12 protein-coding genes are annotated in these 19,344 nt (G+C 73.3%); 5 read left to right on the forward strand and 7 right to left on the reverse strand.

The window, feature by feature from the left end:
- Window positions 1-6: 6 nt before the first annotated feature.
- Window positions 7-2,358 carry an ATP-binding cassette domain-containing protein gene (locus tag IE330_RS09500; protein WP_190135453.1) on the forward strand — a complete coding sequence of 784 codons (2,352 nt, stop codon included), beginning with the start codon at window positions 7-9 and terminating at the stop codon, window positions 2,356-2,358.
- Between the two features lie 578 nt (window positions 2,359-2,936).
- Here the strand turns inward: IE330_RS09500 and IE330_RS09505 are convergent.
- Window positions 2,937-3,893: a LysR family transcriptional regulator gene (locus IE330_RS09505; RefSeq protein WP_190135469.1), complete on the reverse strand. Its 957-nt coding sequence runs from the start codon at window positions 3,891-3,893 to the stop codon at window positions 2,937-2,939.
- A 44-nt stretch (window positions 3,894-3,937) separates the two neighbouring features.
- On the opposite strand from IE330_RS09505, the gene IE330_RS09510 reads away from it, so the two are divergent.
- From IE330_RS09510 to IE330_RS09520, 3 genes are all read left to right on the forward strand, one after another.
- Window positions 3,938-5,023, forward strand: coding sequence for a serine hydrolase (locus IE330_RS09510; protein WP_190135454.1), 1,086 nt, complete (start codon window positions 3,938-3,940; stop codon window positions 5,021-5,023).
- A gap of 619 nt (window positions 5,024-5,642) precedes the next feature.
- On the forward strand, window positions 5,643-8,516 hold the full coding sequence (locus IE330_RS09515; RefSeq protein ID WP_190135455.1) for a hypothetical protein: 2,874 nt from the start codon (window positions 5,643-5,645) through the stop codon (window positions 8,514-8,516).
- Between the two features lie 234 nt (window positions 8,517-8,750).
- A complete protein-coding gene (locus IE330_RS09520) occupies window positions 8,751-9,773 on the forward strand; it encodes an MBL fold metallo-hydrolase (RefSeq protein ID WP_190135456.1) in 1,023 nt (340 codons plus the stop codon).
- 37 nt (window positions 9,774-9,810) lie between these two features.
- Here the strand turns inward: IE330_RS09520 and IE330_RS09525 are convergent, their stop codons facing one another.
- From IE330_RS09525 to IE330_RS09535, 3 genes are read right to left on the reverse strand one after another with little or no spacing between them, the layout of a single operon-like run.
- The gene (locus tag IE330_RS09525) at window positions 9,811-10,557 is read right to left on the reverse strand and encodes a succinate dehydrogenase/fumarate reductase iron-sulfur subunit (RefSeq protein WP_190135457.1); all 747 of its coding nucleotides are present in this window, start codon (window positions 10,555-10,557) and stop codon (window positions 9,811-9,813) included.
- A complete protein-coding gene (locus tag IE330_RS09530) occupies window positions 10,554-12,503 on the reverse strand; it encodes a fumarate reductase/succinate dehydrogenase flavoprotein subunit (protein ID WP_190135458.1) in 1,950 nt (649 codons plus the stop codon). The genes IE330_RS09525 and IE330_RS09530 overlap by 4 nt, the downstream gene beginning before the upstream one ends.
- 3 nt (window positions 12,504-12,506) lie before the next feature.
- Window positions 12,507-13,214, reverse strand: coding sequence for a succinate dehydrogenase (locus IE330_RS09535; RefSeq protein ID WP_190135459.1), 708 nt, complete (start codon window positions 13,212-13,214; stop codon window positions 12,507-12,509).
- 96 nt (window positions 13,215-13,310) lie between these two features.
- Between IE330_RS09535 and IE330_RS09540 the strand changes: the two genes are divergently transcribed.
- Window positions 13,311-14,210 carry a LysR family transcriptional regulator gene (locus IE330_RS09540; RefSeq protein WP_190135460.1) on the forward strand — a complete coding sequence of 300 codons (900 nt, stop codon included), beginning with the start codon at window positions 13,311-13,313 and terminating at the stop codon, window positions 14,208-14,210.
- Between the two features lie 135 nt (window positions 14,211-14,345).
- On the opposite strand, the gene IE330_RS09545 is transcribed toward IE330_RS09540, so the two are convergent.
- The 3 genes from IE330_RS09545 to IE330_RS09555 all read right to left on the reverse strand — a co-directional run bounded on the left by IE330_RS09545 (window position 14,346) and on the right by IE330_RS09555 (window position 18,694).
- The gene (locus tag IE330_RS09545; RefSeq protein ID WP_190135461.1) at window positions 14,346-16,478 is read right to left on the reverse strand and encodes a putative bifunctional diguanylate cyclase/phosphodiesterase; all 2,133 of its coding nucleotides are present in this window, start codon (window positions 16,476-16,478) and stop codon (window positions 14,346-14,348) included.
- Window positions 16,475-17,296 carry an SAM-dependent methyltransferase gene (locus IE330_RS09550; protein WP_190135462.1) on the reverse strand — a complete coding sequence of 274 codons (822 nt, stop codon included), beginning with the start codon at window positions 17,294-17,296 and terminating at the stop codon, window positions 16,475-16,477. Before IE330_RS09550 ends, IE330_RS09545 begins: the two co-directional genes overlap by 4 nt.
- Before the next feature lie 363 nt (window positions 17,297-17,659).
- Window positions 17,660-18,694 (reverse strand): SCO0930 family lipoprotein, encoded by a 1,035-nt coding sequence (locus IE330_RS09555; protein WP_190135463.1) that lies wholly within the window; start codon window positions 18,692-18,694, stop codon window positions 17,660-17,662.
- Window positions 18,695-19,344 lie beyond the last annotated feature (650 nt).

A 19,344-nucleotide genomic window follows, 5' to 3' on the forward strand; every position in this document is an offset into this window, starting at 1 on the left:
CCCCTCATGCCCAGCCCCCGCGCCCACGACCACGATCCGTTCGTCCGCGTCCGGGGAGCCCGCGAGCACAACCTGCGCGGCGTCGACGTGGACGTCCCGCGCGACGTGATCGCCGTCTTCACCGGCGTCTCCGGGTCCGGGAAGTCCTCGCTCGCCTTCGGCACGATCTACGCGGAGGCGCAGCGGCGCTACTTCGAGTCGGTCGCGCCGTACGCGCGCCGCCTCATCCACCAGGTGGGAGCGCCCCGGGTCGGGGAGATCACGGGCCTGCCGCCCGCCGTCTCGCTCCAGCAGCGCAGGGCGGCGCCGACGTCCCGGTCCTCGGTGGGCACCGTCACGACCCTCTCCAACTCCCTGCGCATGCTGTACTCGCGCGCCGGTGACTACCCGGCGGGCGCCGAACGGCTCGACTCCGACGCCTTCTCGCCCAACACGGCCGCCGGTGCCTGCCCCGAGTGCCACGGCCTCGGCCGGGTGCACCGCACCACCGAGGAGCTCCTCGTCCCCGACCCGTCGCTGTCCGTCCGGGACGGCGCCATCGCGGCCTGGCCGGGCGCCTGGCAGGGCAAGAACCTCCGGGACGTCCTCGACGCGCTGGGATACGACGTCGACCGGCCCTGGCGCGAACTGCCGCGGAGCGAACGGGAGTGGATCCTCTTCACCGACGAGCAGCCGGTGGTGACGGTGCACCCCGTCCGCGAGGCGGACCGTATCCAACGCCCTTACCAGGGCACGTACATGAGCGCCCGGCGGTACGTCATGAAGACGTTCTCCGACTCCAAGAGCCCGACCCTGCGCGCCAAGGCCGAACGCTTCCTGACCAGCGAACCGTGCCCGGCGTGCGGCGGCAGCAGGCTGCGGCCCGAGGCGCTGGCGGTCACGTTCGCGGGCCGGACGATCGCGGAGCTGGCCGCGCTGCCGCTCACCGACCTGGCGGCGTGCCTGCGGGACGCGGGCGGAGCGTCGGAGACCGCCCGGGTCCTGACCGCCGACCTGCTCTCCCGCATCGACACCGTGGTGGAACTGGGCCTCGGCTACCTGTCCCCCGACCGCGCCACGCCGACGCTCTCCCCGGGCGAGCTCCAGCGGCTGCGCCTCGCGACGCAGTTGCGCTCGGGTCTCTTCGGCGTCGTGTACGTGCTCGACGAGCCGTCGGCGGGCCTGCACCCGGCCGACACGGAGGCCCTGCTCGGCGTCCTCGACCGGCTCAAGGCCGCGGGCAACTCGGTCTTCGTGGTCGAGCACCACCTGGACGTGATGCGGCACGCGGACTGGCTGGTGGACGTCGGGCCGGGCGCGGGCGAGCACGGCGGGCGCGTGCTGCACAGCGGGCCCGTGGCGGAGCTGGCGGACGTGCCGGAGTCGGCCACGGCCCGCTACCTCTTCGGCCGCGCCCCCGCGCCGGCGCGGCAGGTGCGGACACCGCGCGGCTGGCTGAAGGTGGGGCCGGTGACGCGGCACAACCTGCGGGACGTGTCCGTGGAGTTCCCCCTCGGCGCGTTCACCGCGGTCACCGGGGTCTCCGGGTCCGGCAAGTCCACCCTGATCGGCGAGATCACGGAGGACCTTGACGGCGTGGGGCGCCTGGTCCGGGTGGACCAGAAGCCCATCGGCCGTACGCCGCGCTCGAACCTCGCCACGTACACCGGGCTCTTCGACGTCGTCCGCAAGGTCTTCGCCGCGACGGACGAGGCGCGGGCGCGTGGGTACGGCGTCGGGCGCTTCTCCTTCAACGTGCCGGGCGGCCGGTGCGAGACCTGCCAGGGCGAGGGGTTCGTGAGCGTGGAGCTCCTCTTCCTGCCCAGTACGTACGCCCCCTGCCCGGACTGCGGGGGCGCCCGCTACAACACCGAGACGCTGGAGGTCACCCACCGGGGGCGGAGCGTGGCCGAGGTCCTCGACCTGACCGTCGAGGCGGCCGCCGACTTCTTCGCCGACACGCCGGGGGCGCTGCGCAGCCTGCGGGCGCTGCTGGACGTGGGGCTCGGCTACCTGCGGCTCGGTCAGCCCGCGACGGAGCTGTCCGGGGGTGAGGCGCAGCGCATCAAGCTGGCCGGGGAGTTGCAGCGGGTGCGGCGGGGGCACACCCTCTACCTCCTGGACGAGCCCACCACCGGGTTGCACCCGGCCGACGTGGAGCTCCTCGTGGGGCGCCTGCACGAGCTGGTCGACGCGGGGCACTCCGTGGTGGTGGCCGAGCACGACATGGCCGTGGCGGCCGGGGCGGACTGGGTGGTGGACCTCGGGCCCGGGGGCGGGGCGGAGGGGGGCCGCGTGGTGGCCTCGGGGCCACCGGCCCAGGTCGCCCGCGCCCGGGCGGGCCACACGGCGCCCTACCTGGCGGCGGCCCTGACCTGAGGCCCGGCGCAGGCCTGGCCCCTCCCACCCACCCACCCGTGCGGCCCCACCGGGCCCGCCCGGCCCCGACCTAGCGGCTCTCCCGCCGCCGTCCGGCCGCCCGCCGCTACCGCGGCGAAGTCGCCCACCCGCCCACCCGTACAACCCCACCAGGCCCACCCGGCCCCGACCTAGCGGCTTGCGCACCGTCGTCGGCGATACCGCCGCTACCGCGGCGGGGTTTCCCACCCACCCACCCGTGCGGCCCCGGCGAGAGCGCCCGGCCGGGGGAATTGAGCCCGTCCGGCGATTGAGGACAAGCCGCGCAGCGGCGGTGACGGGTGAGCGGGTGGGGAAGCAGCCCGGCAGCTCGCGGGAACAGACAAGCCCGCAGGCGAGGCCGTCAAGCCCGTCCGGCGATTGAGGACACGGCGCGGAGCGGCGATGAGGGTGGGCGGGCGGGAGAGAACGGCCCATCAGACGCGCAGGGCTCTGTGAGCCCGTCCGGCGATTGAGGACGAGGCGCGCAGCGGCGATGACGGGTGGGCGGGCAAGTGGGAGTGGCGGGCAGGAGTGGGGGGGGTGGTTGGGGCTGCGGGTCAAGGGGAGTCGTACACCACGGTCCAGGGGCGGCTGTGGGCCGGCGCACCCGCCGCCGGCCTCGGCACCGCCGCCCGGTCCCGCCCCAGCACCCCCGCCGCCACCCGGGCGAACCGCGCCGCCCCCGCATGCGCCCCCTGCGCGGGCCACGCCGCGGCGACCCGCTGCACCAGCGGCCGCCCCGCCAGGGGCCGCCAGGCCACCCGCGGCTCCTTGCGCGCGGCGGTACCCCGTTCGAACGCCACCCCCTGCCCCGCCGCCACGAGCCCGAGCAGGAACTCCGGGTTCCGCGCGTGCCGGACCCGCCCCGGGACGAAGCCCCCGGCGCGGCACGCGTCGAGCGTGGCGTCGTACCAGCCGGGCGCGGCGTCCCGCGGGCACAGCACCAGGTCGTGCCCGGCCAGGTCGGCGAGGCCGACCTCCGGGAGCCGGGCGAGCGGTGACGTACGGGGCAGCACCACGCCCAGCTCCACGGCGACCTCGGGGCCGAGGGCGAGCCCGGTGGCGTCCACCGGCTGGTGCAGGAGCCCGACGTCGAGTCCGCCCGAGGCGAGCAGGCGGAGCTGTTCCTGCGTGGACACCTCCTGGAGGTCCACGCGCAGCCCGGGCGCCTCCTCCGCGCAGGCGGCGAGCAGCGCGTGCAGCACGGGCGCGGCGATGTCCTCGGGCACGCCCGCGCGCAGCGTACCGACGTCCCCGTCGACGGCCCGCCGCACCAGCGACCGCAGCCGCTCCTCGCGGACGAGGAGTTCGCGGGCCTCGTCGTACAGGACGGTGCCGGCGGGGGTGAGCCTGACCTGGCGGCTGTTGCCGCGGTCGAAGAGTTCGGCGCCGAGCTCGCGCTCCAGGCGGCGCACGGCCTGGCTGAGCGGCGGCTGCGCCATGCCGAGCAGTTCGGCGGCGCGGCTGAAGTGCAGCTCCTCCGCGGTGACGACGAAGATACGCAGGTGCCGCATGAGATCCACGGGACGAGCGTAGGCGAGGGAAAGTGAGGGGCGGGATGCGGGTCGAGGACCGGATCCGGGAGGTGTTCGCGCGGGCGGGCGCGGAGGGCGCGCTGCACGCGGTGCGCGTCGGCTTCCCCGGCGAAGCGCACTCCTTCGGCGAAACCGCCACGCCCAGCCCCGGGGTGACCCACGCCCGAGCCGCAGCCACCACCCCCGGCGAAGCCACCACCCTCCGCGGAGCCACTGCCCCCGGCGGAGCCGATTCCCCCGGCCCCGGCGCAGCCACTGCTCCCGGCCCCGGCGACGGGAAGCCGTGCGCGTCGGGGGAGGTGGCCCTCGACGCGGACACCCCCGTCCCCCTCTCCTCCGTCTTCAAGGTGCTGCTGGTCCTGGAGTTCGCGCGGCAGGTCGTCGCGGGGCAGCTCGATCCGCGGGAGCGGGTGCTCGTGACGGACGAGCACCGGCTCGGCGGGTGGGGCACCGCTGGGTGCGTGGACGACGTGGAGATCTCGCTGCGCGACCTGGCGTACTTCGCACTGACGGTGAGCGACAACTCCGCGGCCGACGTCCTGCTGTCCCGCGTCGGCGTCGACACGCTGGGGATGCTCGCGCGGGAGCTGGGGCTGGAGCGGACCAGGATCGTGGGCGGGCCGCGCGAGGCCCTCGCGTCGATGCTCGCGGACGTCGGCGCGCGGACCGAGGAGGAGTTCGCGGTGCGCTACCGCGCGCTGCCGGACGAGCGGAAGCGCCGCCTCAGCGTCCTCGACCCGCTCCGCGCCAACGCGAGCACGCCCCGCGACGTGACGCGGCTGCTCGACCTGATCTGGCGGGACGAGGCGGGCCCGCCCGAAGCCTGCGCGCAGGTACGGGCCCTGATGGGGCGCCAGGTATTCCGGCACCGGCTGACGTCCGGGTTCCCCGACGACGTGCGGATCGCCGCGAAGACCGGCACGCTGCCGGGCCTGCACATCGAGGCGGGCGTCGTGCGGCTGCCCGAGGGGGACGAGTACGCGGTGGCGGTGTTCGCCCGGAGCCGCGCCATGGTCGCCGACCTCACGCGGGTGGACGCCGCCATCGGCACGGCGGCCCGCCTGGCCGTCGACACCCTGCGCCCCGGCGCGGCCGCCACGGCCCCGTGACCGCCCCATCGGCTGAGCGTCGACACCCTGAACACGTAAGCCCCCCCGCCAGCCGCGCGTCAACGCCGCGGACCCACGCCACCACACCCCCGTCACCCTCCCGTCCTCGCCCTGAACGCACACGCCCGCACCCCCCGGCTCCGCAACCAGGCATCGACGCCCTGACGCCACCCCCACGTCCGCAGGACGTGCCGGGCCTCGTCACGGGCCGCGTGGCCGGTGGGCGCGGTGGCGCGGGTATCGGGCCGGGCGGCGATCCGGCAGCAGGCCTCCTGCAGTCGGCCCCCTCCTCCGCGGCGGGCCCCGAGGGCGCTGCGGGCCGCCGAGCCGTACCGAAGCTGCGCGCACGCCTCGGCACGACCTCCGCCGCGCAGTACACCGCCGCGCCCGACGACAGCTTCGCGTTCGGCCCGCGGGCCGTCCTCGACGCCCTCGAACCAGGCTCTCGCCGGAGGGCCTCCTTCCGCAGGAGTAGCCCGCCCGGGCGGGCCCTCTCTCACCGCGTTCCGTTGAGCGGAACGCACGCTGGCCTCGCATCGTGCACCTCGACATAGTCGACATCCCCACGCCACTGCGGGCGCGGACACGGTGAGGAAGCTCACGAACAGAGGCGGCGCTCATGACCCTCATGCGTCTCACGCTCAACACCCTCTACCTCTTCGAGGAAGAAGAATCGGGATCGACCCGCCTGGGCCTGTACGTCAAGGTCCTCGACAACTCCGGGACTCAGGTCGCGGAGTTCCGCTGGAACCGGCGCAACGGCGAGGTCGAGGACAACTTCCAGTACCCGCTGGACGGCGACCAGGAGTTCCCCAGCGTCCTGGTGTTCGACATCGGCGGCGAGCCTGGCGGCATCGGCAGGATCACCGTCAAGGCGTACACGGACAACGACGAACGCTGGCCCGACGAAGGACACCACGAGAACTTCCTCGGCGCGGCCGAGGTCGTCTTCGACACCCGCGAGCCCAGCCAGCTCGGCCAGGTGCTGCTCGGCCCCACCACCACCGACAACGGCAACACCGGCTACGCCGTCACCGGCCTCCTCGAAACCGTCCCACAGCACCGCTTCCGGCACGTGCGGCTCGTCTTCAAGGACGTGGTGGTCTTCGACGACGAGAACAGCGACTTCACGCACATGGGCCTGTACGTCCGCGCCTTCGCCCCGGAGCAGGGCGGCGCCGGGGCGATCGACCAGGAGCTCCTGCGCTGGAACAACAACGGGGACCGCGTCTTCGACGAGGCGCTCTTCCCGCTCGCCGGCGGCACACCCTCCCCCGTCACCACGCTGGCCGTGGGCGGTCCGACCCGGATCTGGGTCGAGGCGTACACCCACGACGACGAGTCCTGGCCGAGCGGCGGCGCCTACGAGAACCACCTCGGCCGCGCGATGATCACCATCGACCCCGGTGACCCCGACACGCTGGGCCGGCACGTCATCGGTCCCACCCAGACCGACCAGACGCACAACGGCTTCCTGGTCACCATGAGCAGCGAGTTGCTTCCGCCCGACGCCACCCCGAACCTGGAGATCACCGGCGTCGAGGTCACCCAGGCCACGCAGCACTTCACCCCGCCCACGGGCGGCCCCCAGCACGCGCTCGCGGCAGGCAAGGCCACACTGGTCCGCGTCTACCTGGACTCCGGCATCGATCCGCGCGAGGGAGGCGGCACCGTCGACGGGGTGACCGGGACGCTGAACCTCAACGGGGGCTCCTTCACAGCCCGTTCCCTGCATCCGATCACGGCCCGGCCCGTCGCACAGGTGAACCGGACCCAGATCCAGCACACCCTGAACTTCCTCATCCCCGCGGACCGGGTGACGGCAGGTACGGCCAAGATCATGGTCCAGGCGGAGGTCGCGGGCACCACCAGCAACCCCATGGAGGTCACGGCCGACTTCCGGGCGACGCGGCCCGTGACCGTGTGGATGGTGCGGGTGTCGACCCCGACCGTCCCGGCGGTGAGTGCGGCCCGCTACCGCGCCGTCTCCGACACCCTCCCCCTGCTCTACCCCATCGCCGACACCGGCGGGATCGTCTACCACACGGTCCCGGGCCTGGAGGAGATCCACACCACCCGCGACCTCACCGACGAGGACGGCCAGGGCGACTTCCTCGACGACCTGGAAGACATCCAGGAGGACCACGGCAACGACGACGAGCTGATCTACGCCATGGTCGCCCGGGCCGTGCCCATGGGCGACATCGGGGGCAAGGCCCGGTACGACGACCACGTCTCGTTCGGGCACGACCACAACATCATCTTCGCCCACGAGATCGGACACCTCCTGGGACTGCGCCACGCACCCTGCGGCGGCCCGGAGAACGTCGACGAGGACTACACCCCGCCCGACGGCCGCACGGGCGAGGTCGGCGTGGAACCCCTGAACCCCGGCAACGTCCACCCGGCCACCGTCGGCGACTTCATGAGCTACTGCAACGCCGCCCCCCAGTGGATCGGCGGGTATCACTGGCTGAGGCTGCTCAACACCCTGTCCACACGCGGCGACCGGGCCGGGGAAGCAGCCCTCGATCACCCCGTGCCCAGCACCGTCCCCGCCGTCCCCGCCGTCCCCGCCGTCCTCACTTCCACCAGCCGTCCGTTCCCGGGTGAGTACGTGCGGTTGCGCGGCAGGGTCACCCGCTCCGGCACCGTGCGCTGGGCACCCGGTCTGCGCACCTCCCGCAAGCCGTCCCCGCCCCGGACCGTCCCGGGACCCGCCTACACCGTGTCGGTGGAGGACGCGGCCGGTCAGGTCCTGGCCGACGCGCCGACGGCGGTGGTCTTCGACAGCGCCGAACAGCAGGAGGCACTGTTCGGTGCCCGGCTGCCCTACACCCCTCGGGCCCACCGCGTCGTCCTGCGCCGCGACGGCACCGAACTGGGCGCCATGATCGTCCCGACCGGGCCGCCCCAGTTCGCCCTGCACGCACCCCTGTCCTCACCGGAGATCGACACCGCCGGTGTGCTCCACCTGCGCTGGCAGCGCCTGGACATCGGGGAACCCGAACCGCGCCCCGCCTACACGTACTACGTGCGGATCACCAACGCCGACGGCACCTTCGCGACCCGCCCCGGAGTCAACCTCACCGCTACCGCCTTCGACCTCGACCTGCGCGCGATGCCGGGCCATCGGCGCTGCGTGGCACAGGTCATCGCGACCAACGGCTATCACACCTCGTACGTCCAGACTCCGGTGTTCGCGCTGCCGCCGCGTCCGCCGCAGGTGCTGGCCGGTGACGGCGAGGGACCGCTGCTGCACGCGCAGGGCACCTCGCCGCAACACGGTCCGATCACCGGCGACGACGTGGAGTGGCTCGTCGACGGCCGCGCCGCCGCCACCGGCGGTGCCTTCGACGTCCGGCACGCCGGCTCCGGCGCCCATGCGATCGCGGTCAGGGTCACCGATCCCGACGGCCTGCACACCACGTCACCCCTTGGGACGTACGACGGCACGGTCGGACGGCGCCTGCCGGTCCCGCCGGGCCAGTAGGCATCGGTACCTTCACCGCCGTCGGCTCCGCACGCGTGCCGCGGCGCCCGCGGCGGCCTCCGACGCGGCCAGGAGGTCCCGTGTCAGCTTCTCTTTACGCCCCGTGCGTCATGCATCCCCGCGCCGCCGACACCCCTCAACCCACTCCTGACCTGCCCCTATATCCATTCACATATCGATCGCCCCGGCCACTGATCTTGGACGCCGCGCGTCCTCGCCTGATCTGCTGCCGTCATGAACACGCACACACGCCGGTTCACCCCCGGCCGCCGTACCCTCCTGCGCGGTGCCGCCCTCGGGGCGGCCGTTCCCCTGGTCCCCGCCACCGCGTCCGCGCGGGACGCCGAGGGCACCGTAGATGCCAAGGGCGCCGCCGCCCCGGCCGGGCGCGGCCGGGGTGCGGGCTCTGTCTCGTACCGCTGGCTCGGCACCTCGGGGTGGCGGATCGACCTCGCGCGGGGGGAGCGGACGGCCACCGTGCTGATCGACCCGTACGTCACCCGCTTCGACACCGGGCTGTTCAGCGGCTCCTTCGACCCCGCGACCCGGCTGCGCACCGACAAGGCGCTGGTGCGCCGGCACGCGGGCACGCCCGAGGTCGTCTGCGTCACGCACACCCACTGGGACCACCTCAACGACGTGCCGTACCTGGCCCGTGCGACGGGGGCGCGCGTCATCGGGACGGAGACGACGTACCACGTGCTGCGCTCGTTCGGCGTCGACGCCGGGCAGATATCCGTCGTGAAGGGCGGCGAGGTGCTCGCCTTCGACGGGTACGTGGTGGAGGTCGCGAGCTCCCGGCACAGCCGCAACGGCTCGTACTCCTACTTCGCGCCGGGCACCCTGAACGCGCCGCCCGCGGCCGCGCCCCGGACGATCTCCGACCTGCCGGAGGGCGACACGCTCGCCTTCAAGGTGACGCCGGACGGCGCGCCCTCGGCGCTCTTCATGGGCGCGAGCGACTTCGACGAGCGGTCCTTCCGGGGGCTCGCGCCGGACATCGCGATGCTCGCGGTGGCGTCGACCAGGTCGACGTACCGCTATGTGCCGCGCCTGCTCGACGCGCTGGGCCGTCCCGACGTGGTCGTGCCGGTGCACTGGGACGACTTCGAGCGGCCGCTGAGCGAGCCGCCCCGGAAGGACGGCACGGACCTGGACGAGTTCGTCGCCCAGGTCCGTGAGGTGAGCCCCGGCTCCCGGCTCGTGGTACCGGACTACGAGACGGTGTACGGGGCGGATCTGCGGCCCCGCCGGTAGCGCCAAACCCGCGCCCGGAGGGGGCCCCACGGAGCGCTCAGCGTCGCACCTTGCGCGTCGCCCGCAGCCACTCCTTGTTCATGGCGGCGATGGACGGCAGCGGGATGCCCTTGGGGCAGGCGGTGGCGCACTCGCCGGTGAGGGTGCAGCCGCCGAAGCCCTCGCTGTCCATCTGGGCGACCATGTCGAGGACGCGGGTCTCGCGCTCGGGCGCGCCCTGCGGAAGCACGTTCAGATGGTTCACCTTGGCCGACGTGAACAGCATCGCCGAGCCGTTGGGGCAGGCAGCCACACAGGCGCCGCAGCCGATGCACTCGGCGTGCTCGAAGGCGGAGTCGGCGTCGGGCTTGGGCACGGGCGTCGCGTGGGCCTCCGGCGCGGAGCCGGTGGGGACGCTGATGTAGCCGCCGGCCTGGATGATGCGGTCGAAGGCGGAGCGGTCGACGACCAGGTCCTTGACGACCGGGAAGGCGGCCGCCCGCCACGGCTCGACGTCGATGGTGTCGCCGTCCGCGAAGGACCGCATGTGGAGCTGGCAGGTGGTGGTGCGCTCGGGCCCGTGCGCGTCGCCGTTGATGACGAGCGAGCAGGCGCCGCAGATGCCCTCGCGGCAGTCGTGGTCGAAGGCGACGGGCTCCTCGCCCTTGAGGATGAGCTCCTCGTTGAGGGTGTCGAGCATCTCCAGGAACGACATGTCCGGGGAGATGCCGTCGACCTCGTAGGTGGACATGTGGCCTTCGGCGTCGGCGTGGCGCTGCCGCCAGACGCGCAGGGTGAGCTTCATGCGTAGCTCCGCTGGGTGGGGTGGACGTACTCGAAGACCAGGTCTTCCTTGTGCAGGACGGGGGCGGTGCCGGTGCCGGTGAACTCCCAGGCGGCCGCGTAGGAGAACTCCTCGTCCTTGCGGGCGGCCTCCCCGTCAGGGGTCTGGGACTCCTCGCGGAAGTGGCCGCCGCAGGACTCGGCGCGGTGCAGGGCGTCGAGGCACATGAGCTCGGCGAGCTCCAGGTAGTCGACGACGCGGTTGGCCTTCTCCAGGGACTGGTTGAGCTCCTCGCCGGTGCCGGGCACCTTCACGCGGCGCCAGAACTCCTCGCGGATCTGCGGGATGCGCTCCAGGGCCTTGCGCAGGCCGCTGTCGGTGCGCGCCATGCCGCAGAACTCCCACATGAGCTCGCCGAGTTCGCGGTGGAAGGAGTCGGGCGTACGGTCGCCGTCGACGGCGAGGAGCCGGGCGAGGCGGTCCTCGGTCTGCGCCACCGCCTCCCGTACGACGGGGTGGCCGGCGCCCACCTCCTCGTGGTGCGGGTTGCGGGCCAGGTAGTCGTTGATGGTGGCCGGAAGCACGAAGTAGCCGTCGGCGAGGCCCTGCATCAGGGCGGAGGCGCCGAGCCGGTTGGCGCCGTGGTCGGAGAAGTTGGCCTCGCCGATCGCGAACAGGCCGGGCACGGTGGTCTGGAGGTCGTAGTCGACCCACAGGCCGCCCATCGTGTAGTGCACGGCCGGGTAGATCCGCATGGGCACCTCGTACGGATCCTCGTCGGTGATCCGCTGGTACATGTCGAAGAGGTTGCCGTACTTGGCCTCGACGGCCTTGCGGCCCATGCGGGCGATGGCGTCGGCGAAGTCCAGGTAGACGCCCTGGCCGCCGGGCCCCACGCCCCGGCCCTCGTCGCAGACGTTCTTGGCGGCGCGCGAGGCGATGTCGCGCGGGACGAGGTTGCCGAAGGAGGGGTAGATCCGCTCCAGGTAGTAGTCGCGCTCGCCCTCGGGGATCTCGCCCGGCGGGCGCGTGTCGCCCTTGGCCTTGGGCACCCAGATGCGGCCGTCGTTGCGCAGTGACTCGCTCATCAGCGTCAGCTTCGACTGGTGGTCGCCGGTGCGCGGGATGCAGGTGGGGTGGATCTGGGTGAAGCACGGGTTGCCGAACCAGGCGCCGCGCCGGTGGGCCCGCCACACGGCCGTCGCGTTGGAGTTCATGGCGTTGGTCGACAGGTAGAAGACGTTGCCGTAGCCGCCGGAGGCGAGGACGACGGCGTCGGCGAAGTAGGTGTCGACCTTCCCGGTGACCAGGTCGCGGGCGACGATGCCGCGGGCCCGGCCGTCGACGACGATCAGGTCGAGCATCTCGGTGCGCGGGTGCATCTCGACGTTGCCCGCGGCGATCTGTCGGCTCAGTGCCTGGTAGGCGCCGAGCAGGAGCTGCTGGCCGGTCTGGCCGCGGGCGTAGAACGTCCGGGAGACCTGCACACCGCCGAAGGAGCGGGTGTCGAGCAGGCCGCCGTACTCGCGGGCGAAGGGCACGCCCTGCGCCACGCACTGGTCGATGATCTCGACGGAGATCTGCGCGAGGCGGTGCACGTTGGACTCGCGGGCGCGGAAGTCGCCGCCCTTGACGGTGTCGTAGAACAGCCGGTGCACGGAGTCGCCGTCGTTGCGGTAGTTCTTCGCGGCGTTGATGCCGCCCTGCGCGGCGATCGAGTGGGCGCGGCGCGGCGAGTCCTGGTAGCAGAACTGCACGACGTGGTAGCCCTGTTCGGCGAGCGTGGCCCCGGCGGAGCCGCCCGCGAGGCCGGTGCCGACGACGATGACGGTGTGCTTGCGGCGGTTGGCGGGGTTGACCAGCTTGGCCTCGAAGCGGCGGGTGTCCCAGCGCTCGTGGATCGGTCCCCCGGGCGCCTTGGCGTCGGCGACCGGCTCCCCGGTGGTGTACTCGGCATAGGAATTCATCGGTCAGCTCACCACTCCGGTCATGACGCCGACGGGTACGGAGACGAAGCCCGCGGTCAGCAGCAGCGCGAGGCCGTTGGCGCAGGTCTTCAGGGCGCGGTCGCGGGCCGCGCTGCCCACGCCGAGGGTCTGGGCGGCGCTCCAGAAGCCGTGCCGGACGTGGAGGCCGAGGGCGACCACGGCCGTGAGGTAGACGACGTTGCCGTACCAGGTGGAGAAGGTGTCGATGACGTTCTGGTACGGGTGCAGGTGCTGGAACCCGCCCGGGTGCGCGGTGCCCGTCGTCAGGTCCAGGATGTGCCAGACGATGAACAGGCCGAGGATGATCCCGCCCCACCGCATGGTGCGCGTGGCGTAGCTCGCGCGCGGCTTCTTGTGCACGTACTTGCTCGGGCGCGCCTTCAGGTCGCGCCTGCTGAGCTGGTACGCGGACACGGCGTGCGCGACGACGGCGGCGACGAGCACGACGCGGATCACCCACAGCGTCCACTCCCAGCGCATGACGGGCCCGCCGAGGGTGCGCAGCCAGTGCGCGTAGTGGTTGAAGTCGTCGGGGCCGAAGAAGATCTTCAGGTTCCCGATCATGTGGGCGACCAGGTAGAGCAGCATGATCAGGCCGCTCACCGCCATGACGGTCTTCTTGCCGACGGTGGAGTCCCACACCGCCCGGGGAAGTGACGGCCGTCGGTCCGTCCGCGTTGCCAGAGCCATGCCGGAAACGCTAGGGCCGAACAGCCCCATCAGTCCAAGACATGGACCTGCTCATCTCGATAGGCACGGCCTATCGCGAGCCGTAGGGTGGTGCGCATGCAGTTCCAGCAGCTCCTGTACTTCGTCGCCGTGGCGGAGACCCGCCACTTCACCCGGGCCGCCGAGCGGGTGCACGTCTCCCAGCCGTCGCTGTCGCAGCAGGTGCGCGCCCTGGAGAAGGAGCTGGGCGCCGAGCTGTTCAGCCGGGCCCGGGGCAACATCACGCTCACCGACGCGGGCGAGGCGCTGCTCCCGCTGGCCCGCCGCATCCTGGCCGACGCCGACACCGCCCGCATCGAGGTGCAGGAGCTGGCGCAGCTCCGCCGCGGCCGGGTGCGCCTCGGCGCCACGCCGAGCGTCTGCACGGGCCTGCTGCCGCAGGTGCTCCGCGACTTCCACGACCGGCACCCCGGCATCCAGCTCCTGATCGAGGAGGGCGGCAGCCACGACCTGGTCCACCACCTGGCCCGCGGCGCGCTCGACCTGGCCCTCGTGGTGCTGCCGCTGCCCAGCCCGTCGCCCGCCCTGACGACGGTGGAGCTGCTGCGCGAGGACCTGGTCGTGCTCTCCTCCCCCGACGGCCCCGGCCTCGGCGCCACGGCCCGCGTCGCCGACCTCCAGGGCGAACGCCTCGTGATGTTCCGCCACGGCTACGACCTGCGCGAACTCACGGTCGCGGCCTGCCGCGCGGAAGGCTTCGAACCCGAGTTCGCCGTCGAGGGCGGCGAGATGGACGCCGTCCTCGGCTTCGTCCGCGCGGGCCTCGGCGTCGCCGTGGTCCCCCGCATGGTCGCCGAGCGCGCGGGCAGCGACCTCCGCATGACCCCCCTCTCCCGCCCCCGCCTCCGCCGCACCATCGCCCTGGCCCACAGAAGCGACGTAGCGCCCCCACGAGCGGCCCGAGAGCTCCAGAGCATGCTCCTGACCCGGGGCAGTTCAAGCCCGTCCGGCGTTTGAGGACGAGCGCGCAGCACGACCACCACACGCCGGCCCGAGGCCGAGAACGAACGGCGATGGGCGGGGACAGCCCGTCCGGCGCTTGAGGACGAGGCGCGCAGCGCCGAGAAACCCCGCCCAAGGCGCCCCGCCAGCTCAGAGCACGTCCGCCAGCGCAAGCTCATGCAACCGATCCGGCGGCCCCGGCCGAGCGTAATACCAGCCCTGAGCGGTATCGCACCCCAGCTCCCGCAGTTGGTCGGCCTGCGCCCCGGTCTCCACGCCCTCCACCGTGACCGCCAGGTCCAGGCTGTGGGCCAGCGAGACGATGCCCTCGACGATCTTGAGGTCGACCGGGTCGACGGGGTAGTGCTGCATGCCCTGGGTGAAGGCGCGGTCGAGCTTGAGGACGCTGACGGGCAGCCGCCGCAGGTTCGCGAGGTTGGAGTAGCCGGTGCCGAAGTCGTCGAGGGCGATGTCGACGCCCATCTCCGCGAGGTGGCGCAGCGGCTTGAGCAGGTCGTCGTCGGCGCCGATGAGGGCCGACTCGGTGACCTCCAGGCACAGCGCGCCCGGCGCGAGGCCGGTGCGCTCCAGGATCTCGACGGTGTCGGAGACCAGGCCGGGGTGGGTGAGCTGGCACGGCGAGAGGTTCACGTTGACGCGCAGCGGACCCGCGTCGGCGTGCCGGGCCTGCCAGGTGCGGGCCTGGCGCACGGACTCCTCAAGGACCCAGCGGCCGAGCGGCACGATGAGCCCGGTGTGCTCGGCGAGCGGGATGAAGCGGTCCGGGCCGATGACGCCGTGCTGCGGGTGCAGCCAGCGCACGAGCGCCTCGGCGCCGCGCACGCTGCCGTCGCCGAGGTGGACGAGCGGCTGGTACTCGATGAAGAACTCGCCGCGCTCCAGGGCCACCGGCAGCGCCGTGGTCAGACCGTGCCGGGTGATGGCGCGGGCGTCGGCCTCGGGGTCGGCCAGCTCGCAGCGGTTGCCGCCCGCGTGCTTCGCCCGGTACATGGTGATGTCGGCGCTGCGCAGTACCTCCGCGGCGCCGCGGTCGGCGGCCGGGCCCTCCACGATGCCGATGGAGCCGCGCACGGTCAGCTCGCGGCCGTCGACGCTGATGGGGGTGGCGAGCGCGTGCATGATGCGCCCGGCGAGTTCGTCGACGCCGCGCTCGGTGTCGGGCCCGGTCGTCAGCGCCACGAACTCGTCGCCGCCGAGCCGCGCGACCATCTCGCCGGGCGCGGTCGCGCAGGCCTGGAGGCGGTCGGCGACCTCGACGAGGAGCCGGTCGCCCGCCGCGTGCCCGAGGCTGTCGTTGATGGCCTTGAACCCGTCGAGGTCCAGGTAGCACAGGCCGAACCGGGCCCCTTTGCCCGCGGCGAGCGCCTTCTCCAGGCGTTCGAAGAACAGCGTGCGGTTGGGCAGTCCGGTGAGCGCGTCGTGCGTGGCCTCGTAGCGCAGGCGCAGGTGGAGCAGGCGCCGTTCGGTGGTGTCCTCGACGAGGGCGAGCTGGTACTGCGGCACGCCGTCGGCGTCGCGCAGCAGGGAGACGGTCAGGTTGGTCCACAGGACCGTGCCGTCGGGGCGGTAGAACGCCTTCTCCACGCGGTAGTGCTCGCGCTCGCCGCGCACCAGCTCCTCGTACAGCTTCCACACGTGCGGGGAGTCGTCGGGGTGGGACCACTCGCCGACGTTGCGCCCGCGGAGCTGGTGTTCGAGGCCGCCGAACATGCGCACCAGCGCGTCGTTGACCTCCAGGACGGTGCCGTCCAGGTCGGCGATGCCGATGCCGATGGCGGCGCCGTGGAACACCGCGCGGAAGCGGGCCTCGCTCGCGTGCAGGGCCTCGGCGACGGTGCCGCGCGCGGCCAGGGCCGCCCGGGATATGGCCTCCTGCTCGGCGAGGGTGCGCTCGCGCAGCGCCCTGGCGAAGCCCGCGGCCACGGCGTGCTGGAGGCGGGCGCAGCGGGCCCGCAGCTCCTCGCGCTCGCCCTGCGCGCCGCAGTACAGGACCAGGTAGGCGTCCACCACGTCGAGGGTGCGGCTGAGCGTCTCCGGCTCGGTGCAGTCCGCCTCGACCAGGGCGGCGCCGACGGACTCGCCGGTGGCGGCGCGGAACGGCCGCTCCGCCAAGGCGTCGCGCAACCGCCTGGCGAGCGGCTCCAGTTGGCGTTCGAGCTCGGGTCTGGTCAGGGAGGTGGCGGTCGCCGGGAACAGCGCGCGGCTCCAGATGGTGGCGAACCTGCGCAGTCTGTCCTCCGGCCCGTCCGGCTCGGCGCTCAACGCTTGCGTCCCACGCCGGCGAACCCGGAGCAGGCCCAGGGTTCCTCGACGGCGTCCGCGTCGAGTTCCGTGTCGGCCCGCCACTGCGGCATCGGCACGAGGCCGGGTTCCACCATGTCGTATCCCTCGAAGAACCGCGCGATCTCGGCACGCGATCGCATGATCAATGGATTGCGGATGTCGTTGTACACGCCGACGGCACCATCGGTCTGCTCCCGCGGAACCGGTGTCCCTTCGTACGCGGCATGGGTCACGGCGAGGAGGCTGCCGGGCGCCGTCGCGTCCCGCAGCTCACCGACCGCCGCGTAGGGATCGTACGCGTCCTCGACGAAGTGGAGTACAGCCACCAGCAGGAGCAGCACCGGCAGTCGGGCGTCGAGCACCGCCTTGACCGCCGGGTCGCCCAGGACGTCGCGGGGCCGGCGCAGGTCGGCGCAGACGGCCGCGGCCCGCGGGTCACCCTCGACCGTGGCGCCGGCGTGCGCGACGGCGACGGGGTCGTGGTCCACGTACACCACCCGCGCCGCCGGGTCCGCGGCCCGGGCCACCTCGTGCGGGGCGCCGGAGGACGGGATGCCGCAGCCGATGTCGAGGATCCGCGTGACGCCCTCGGCGACGGCGAAACGCACAGCTCGCCGCATGAAGGCACGATTCGCCTGAGCGATCTTCGGTAAGCCGGGCAGGAACACCATGGCGTGGCGGGCGGCCTCCCGGTCCGCCGCGAAGTTGTACGAGCCTCCCAGGTAGCAGTCGTTGATCCGGGCCACGCTCGGCATCGTGATGTCGATGCCGGGCGGGGCCCAGGCAGGACGCTCCATCAACACTCCAAGGCTTAGGCGTCAGGCTGAGGCGAGCCGGTGTTCGAGGGTGAGGCTACTGATCGCCGGCCAAGGGAGCGAGTCAAACCGGAAATTGGCCGTCCGTTCTCGGTCACTGCCTGGGTCGCTGCCATTGGCACATGCCGTACGCACGTGGTGACGCAGGCGGTTTTCCGTCACGGAGCGCGCCGCGGGCACCACCGTCCGGAGCGCGCCGCCGGGAGCCCGGCCGGGGCCGTCTCGAGCCGCCTTCGAGGGCGCTTCCGGCGGACAGCACGAAGGACCGGCCCGCCCCCTCCGTCGTACGGTCGCCCGTACGGGGAGGGAACGGACCGGTCGTCGCGCCCGGCCGGGGGTGCCGGGCTATCGGGAGGCGCGCACCGCCTTGCCGTCGGGGCCGGCGGCGAACCATGTGCCGCCCACGCCCTGGCCGTTGGTGTCGCCCGGCTTCTTGTCCCCGGCGAAGGTGTACAGCGGCCAGCAGTCGATCGTCTGCTGCTTGAGCCCGTCGGGGCGGTCGAAGGTGACGAAGCCCTTCTTCAGGATGTCGCGGGTGTCGTTCTTCGCGACGGGCTCGACGACCGGCCACTTCTTCAGACAGGCGCCGGTGCAGGCGGACTTCATGGGCCAGGCGGAGTCCTTGGTGAAGCGGTAGACGGTCATGCCGTCGCGGTCGACGACGATCTCGCCGAGTTCGGGGTCCTGGCGCGTGGAGAGCCCGGCCGGGTCGGCCGGCCGCGCCGCGCCACCGCCCCCGGCGGCCCCCGGGCGGGCCTTCTTGCCGTCGGGCGCGGCCGCGAACCAGGTGCCGCCGACCCCCTGGCCCTTGGCGTCGCCGGGCCCGGTGTCCTTGGCGTACCGGTACATCGGCCAGCCGTCGAGCGTGAGCTGCTTGCTGCCGTCGGGCCGGGTGACCTCGCCGAGCAGGGAGGCGTCGACGCCGGGCGGGGCCTTCGCGCCCTTCGCGGGCACCACGGGCCAGGCCTTCTCGCAGGCGCCCTCGCAGTTCGACGCGGGCGGCCGGGCGGTGTCCTTGTCGAAGCGGTACAGCGTGAAGCCCGCGCTGTCCGTGACGACCTCGCCGAGCTTCTCGCTGTCCCACACGTCCAGTTGCCCGGCGGACTTCGCCGTGCCCGGGCGGGCCGCGCCCTTGCCGGGCCCCTTCCCGTCCGCGGCGCCCTTGCCCGAGTCCGCGCCGTAGCCGTTGCCGCTGTCGTTGCCGTAGCCGTCACCGCCGCCGTAGCCGTCGCCCGGGTCCGCGCCCTTGTCGACCGGTGCCTCGTTGCCGACCTTCTGGCCCTTCGGGGACCCGTCCCCCTGGTCCTGGCCGCACGCCGTCGTCAGCGCCAGCACGGCCGCGGTCGTCGCCACGAGCGAGGCGCTCCGCCAGGTCTTCATCTCGCACTCCCACTGTCCGCTCGGGTGTCGCGACGCCCACTGGCATCACGCATGGCCCTAGGTACGGGCGGGGCGGGGGAAGGCGTTCAACGGTGGGGCGAAATTCTTCGCCCGCGAGGCGCCCGCAAGGCCCGGTACGGGCGAACCCGCGTGCGGCGTGTCCCACCTTCGGCGGGTTTCGCTCACCTTCTCCCCCGAAGGGTCGCGCGCGCCCTCATGCTCTGCGTCGTGCCCGGATCATCCAGGGGTCTTCTCGCTCCCGCCACCCGCGTGTTCGCGCTGCTCACGCTCTCCCTGCTCGTGGCCGCCCCGGCGGGCTCGGCCGTCGCCCCGGCCGACGCCTGCGCGTACGCGTCGACCGGCCCGGGCGGGTCCGTGACGGCGTACGCGGGCAGCGGGGCGCGGTGCAAACCGCCGAAGCCGAAGCCGCCCAAGCCCACGCCGCCCAAGCCCACACCCCCGAAGCCGACACCCCCCAAGCCGACACCCCCGAAACCCACTCCCCCGAAACCCACCCCGCCGAAGCCGACGCCGCCTGAACCCACGCCTCCCAGGCCCACACCACCGGCACCCGCTCCGCCGCCATCGCCGTGGCCCCCGCCGCCCGCGACGCCCGCGCCGCCCGGCCCGCCGCCGCCCCTGGCGGCCCC

Origin of the sequence: Streptomyces longispororuber, assembly GCF_014656095.1 — a bacterium.
Lineage (GTDB): Bacteria > Actinomycetota > Actinomycetes > Streptomycetales > Streptomycetaceae > Streptomyces > Streptomyces longispororuber.

Bases quoted from the DNA above. Each gene is read 5' to 3' on its own strand.
- IE330_RS09510 (WP_190135454.1), top strand. From the start codon at position 3,938: ATGCGGGTCGAGGACCGGATCCGGGAGGTGTTCGCGCGGGCGGGCGCG.
- IE330_RS09535 (WP_190135459.1), bottom strand. From the start codon at position 13,214: ATGGCTCTGGCAACGCGGACGGACCGACGGCCGTCACTTCCCCGGGCG.
- IE330_RS09515 (WP_190135455.1), top strand. From the start codon at position 5,643: ATGACCCTCATGCGTCTCACGCTCAACACCCTCTACCTCTTCGAGGAA.
- IE330_RS09540 (WP_190135460.1), top strand. From the start codon at position 13,311: ATGCAGTTCCAGCAGCTCCTGTACTTCGTCGCCGTGGCGGAGACCCGC.
- IE330_RS09530 (WP_190135458.1), bottom strand. From the start codon at position 12,503: ATGAATTCCTATGCCGAGTACACCACCGGGGAGCCGGTCGCCGACGCC.
- IE330_RS09500 (WP_190135453.1), top strand. From the start codon at position 7: ATGCCCAGCCCCCGCGCCCACGACCACGATCCGTTCGTCCGCGTCCGG.
- IE330_RS09525 (WP_190135457.1), bottom strand. From the start codon at position 10,557: ATGAAGCTCACCCTGCGCGTCTGGCGGCAGCGCCACGCCGACGCCGAA.
- IE330_RS09550 (WP_190135462.1), bottom strand. From the start codon at position 17,296: ATGGAGCGTCCTGCCTGGGCCCCGCCCGGCATCGACATCACGATGCCG.
- IE330_RS09520 (WP_190135456.1), top strand. From the start codon at position 8,751: ATGAACACGCACACACGCCGGTTCACCCCCGGCCGCCGTACCCTCCTG.
- IE330_RS09555 (WP_190135463.1), bottom strand. From the start codon at position 18,694: ATGAAGACCTGGCGGAGCGCCTCGCTCGTGGCGACGACCGCGGCCGTG.
- IE330_RS09505 (WP_190135469.1), bottom strand. From the start codon at position 3,893: ATGCGGCACCTGCGTATCTTCGTCGTCACCGCGGAGGAGCTGCACTTC.